The following is a 3,945-nucleotide window of genomic DNA, read 5'->3' on the forward strand; positions in this document are numbered from 1 at the left end:
GCGTGACCCTGCGCCGCATACCTCGGCCATGCGCGACAGCCCAAGATTGGTCGCTTCGGCAATCAGAGTGGCGAGGAAGGCCTGCTCATCGCCAGGCGGCAACCCGGTCGAGACGTGCCCGAAGTGCCGGGTGAAGCCGGTCCAGCGTTCGACTTGCGACAACACGTCGGTGATACGCGTGGCAGGCAGCATGTCGTAGCAGGCAAGCGTCAGGCGCCGTCCTTCGTCGTGCCTGGCATCATCGTCCTTCAGTTCCTTGGGAAATCGCAATCGCTCGCCAGCGAACAGGGCAGCATCGCGTCCGGCCAGATTGTGGGCGACGTCGCGCAAGGCGCTGTCGAGCTGCGCGGCGCGCTGATCGAGCCATGCGTGTGGATTACCGAGCGAGAACGGCGGTTGCAGCGCTGCGCCGGATAACGGCGCGAGCAGCACGTCCAGCGACCTGTGCAGCCTTGACCTCGGCACCCAGATATCACCCGAGGCCAGTGCATTGGTGAGCGCGCCGTAAGTCGCCATCTCCCAGTGCGTCCGGTCGATCTTGCCGGCGACCACGACATGGCGGTGCCAGCGCCGCTCGACATGACCGAGCGGAACGTCGGCAGGGAGGGGCTTGCGCCAGTCGCCATCAAGATTCGACAGGATCGCCATCGCGTCGCGCAATGCCGCGGTGCCGGCCCGACCGTGGAAATCGAGCGCTTGCAGGAATAGAGGCCCTGTTCGCTTGAAGGTCCGGTATTCGGCTGCGATCTCGCTCAGCACATCGTCCCTGTGAGGTGCCGCGGTACGACGGATGATTGCGGCATCAGCATCGAGCATGTCGAGAGGCACGATATCCCTGAGGGCCGCACCGATATCTCCGCCGGCGCGTGCTGCCTGGCTAACTGTTTCCAGCACAGTGGCGATCCGCATCAGCCGATCGCGGCCTTCGCGTCCCGAAATCGCGACCCTCTGCTCCAGGCGTTTGCGAGCACGAAGGTGAGCGCGTCCCATCAAGGCGCTGAACATGGCGATCGCCGCGTCGGTAAGCGTGGCCTCCATCTCGCGCAGCGTTGCAAGCAGGATGACCCGCCTGCGGGAGACGCGCATCTGTTGGAAAGCCTGGGCTGTATATCGCACGCCTTCGCGGGCGAACTGCGTCAGGCGGGGCTCGTGCAGGGGATCGACCGGAATGCTGGAAATACCGGTCCTATGGATTATCGCGACCTTCTCGAGGATTTCGGCAAGCGAGGCTGACGCGACGCGGGGCTCTGGTTCGCGCAGCCAGGACAAGCGGCTCTGCCGGTCATGTACCTTCTCATCGATCAGCATATCGAGACGCTGACGCATATCCGCATCGAGTTTAGCATCGACCGCGGCGACCAGATCGGTTTCCGTCCGAAGCATCGCCTCGGCCGCCATCCGCTCAACGACGCTGATGCCAGGGATGACGATGCGTCGCGTGCGCAGCTCGTCCAGCAATCGATCAAGCAAAATGCGCCCGTCCACGATAGCCATGGCTTCGGTTTCCAGCCAAGTCATCATGATGCCGCGCGCTGGCCGGCTCAGATCGGTGAATCCGAAGCGCGCCTTGATGGCGGCAAGCTGATCGTAGCGGGTCGGCGCTCGCCGCGCGAAGTCGGCGACGACGCCTGCATCCACTCCGACCTGTTCGGCGATGTGGTCGAGCATGATTGCAGGCAACAGCTCGCCTGTGCGCAGATGTCGCCCCGGATAGCGCAGGCAGCAGAGTTGCAGGGCATAGCTCAAGCGGGTCGCCGGAGTGCGTGCGAAGCCGATCGCAGCAAGGTCCTCGGCATCGAGGCCATGATGTCGCACCACCGCCGCCTCGCTGTCGGGCAAAGCAAGCAACGCGGCGCGCTGCCGCTGGGTCATCGGAATACGTGCGGGCATGTTTCATCCTCCAAAAACCTCTTGCCTTTTGTTGGCTTAGTGAAAGAGGATTGTGAAAGACCCAAGGCTGCGGAAATTGGTGCATGCTGTTTCCGCCTCCAGATACGGCCGTTTGTGAAAGAGACGCAGATGACGCGCGAACCCTATCTGATCGGTTATGCCCGCGTGTCGAAGGGCGACGACCAGTCGAACGCCGCGCAGCGGCGCGCGCTCGATGCGGCCGGCTGCAAGCGGGTGTTCGAGGAGACCGCCAGCGGTGGGCGGTGGGACCGACCCAAGCTTCTGGAGATGATCGGCCAGTTGCGCGACGGAGACGTCGTCGTCGTCTGGAAGCTTGACCGGCTGTCGCGCAGCCTAAAGGATATGCTGCACATCATGGAGCGGATCGAGCTGGCAGGCGCGGGCTTCCGCTCACTGACCGAGGCGATCGACACCACCACCGCGGCAGGGCGGATGATGATGCAGATGGTGGGAAGCTTCGCCGAGTTCGAGCGGGCCATGATCCGCGAGCGTACCAGCGCCGGCCTTGCCCAGGCTCGCGCAGAAGGACGGATCGGCGGGCGTCGGCCCAAGCTCGGCGACAAGCAGCGCCGCGAAATCGCCGAGTCCGTCACGTCCGGCCGCAAGTCCGGTGCCGAGATGGCGCGGCTCTACGGCGTCAGTGAACCCACCGTCTCGCGCATCGTCGCCGCGCACCGCCAGCAATTCAGTCAGCAGCAGAGGGAACAGGCATGAAGCGTGGTCACGATCTGTCCGGCGTCATGAAGTTCGCCACCTCGCCGGCCTGGGGCGAGCATCTGGGCGAGGCGCTCGGCGATCATCTCGGGCTGGCGATGGAGGAGTTCGACTTCGAAGCGGACGAGCTGGCGGACATCGTCGGCGATCATTGGGCCGGCGTGTTGTGGGGATGCGCGTTCGAGGATCTGCTGACGCGCACCATCCAACCCGACCGGAACATCGTCGATGACTATATTCGGCGCCGGGGCTGGAATGAGAGCGGCCCGACCAAAATCTACCTGCGTGCCCTTCGATCGTCAGTGATGAGCCTCCACGAGGTCAGCGAGGTCGAGCCCGGCAGCGGCTTCCTCGTGCGCGACCTGATCCGGGGCGGCGAGCCGCTTCGAGTATCCGAGCGCAGCGCCTCGCAGACGCTGAAGCAATGGGACAGGATCGGTGCCCGCGTCGTGCAGGTCGGAGGCAAGCACCTCCTGTCGGGCGGCGTGCTGTCGTTCACGATGGAGGCGGCCGAGGCGCTCGTCGCCGATCTGCGGCGCTCGAAGGGCAAGCGCAGCCCGCGCACCGCGTTGAACCTAGACGCCGACGATCTTGCTGCGCTTCCAGCCCTCATCAGCACGGCATGGCTGTTCGATGTCGTTCCCAAGACCATGGGACCGGCGTCGATCCCTACGCTGCACAACAGTGATGGCGAGGAAGTGGTGTTCCACCGCGTGCGCTTTCCCTTCGCACGCGGCGTGACCCAGGCGCTGGTCGGTGAGCGGCTCGATACTATCCCTGCGCTTCAGCGGGAAACCACGCACTTCTGGAACTGGCTGGGCGAGGAACCGAACGGAATAGCGAAGAGCACCGGGCGTATGGCGTGGGGTGTGACGATGGCGGACGGCACCCCGGTGCTCGGCAATGTCGAATTGAAAGGCCGCGCCCTGATTCTCGCCGTCACCTCGGCCGAGCGGGCGAAACGCGGCACCGCGCTCATGACCGATGCGCTAGCCGGGTTGGTCGGCTCGCCGCTGACCACGATCGAGACGGTCGAACAGGCCATGGCGGCGCGGGCCGAGGGACTGACAATGTCCGAACCGGCACCCGCCATTGCGCCAGAGGTGGCAACCCCGCTCATCCATGCCATGCTCGACCGTCAGTACCGCGCGACGCTCGATGAACCCATCGGCATACTCGGCGACATCACCCCGCGCGCAGCCGTTCAAACGGCCGCAGGCCGGCACCGAGTAGCCGGGTGGCTCAAGCATCTCGAAAACCGCAGCAGCAGCCAACTCGACGCGAACGACCCGATGGCCACCTACGACTTCACCTGGATGT

The 3,945-nt window shown here is 64.9% G+C and carries 3 protein-coding genes; 2 read left to right on the top strand and 1 reads right to left on the bottom strand.

What is annotated here, in order from left to right; genetic code table 11:
- On the bottom strand, positions 1-1,872 hold a 1,872-nt coding region (locus tag KAY22_RS25795), incomplete at its 3' end, for a DUF4158 domain-containing protein (protein WP_366514168.1).
- 147 nt (positions 1,873-2,019) lie between these two features.
- Between KAY22_RS25795 and KAY22_RS25800 the strand changes: the two genes are divergently transcribed.
- Positions 2,020-2,625 (top strand): recombinase family protein, encoded by a 606-nt coding sequence (locus KAY22_RS25800; RefSeq protein WP_026109404.1) that lies wholly within the window; start codon positions 2,020-2,022, stop codon positions 2,623-2,625.
- On the top strand, positions 2,622-3,945 hold a 1,324-nt coding region (locus KAY22_RS25805), incomplete at its 3' end, for a hypothetical protein (RefSeq protein ID WP_296625961.1). The genes KAY22_RS25800 and KAY22_RS25805, both read left to right, overlap by 4 nt.

It is taken from the genome of Rhizorhabdus sp. (genome assembly GCF_018006725.1).
Lineage (GTDB): Bacteria > Pseudomonadota > Alphaproteobacteria > Sphingomonadales > Sphingomonadaceae > Rhizorhabdus.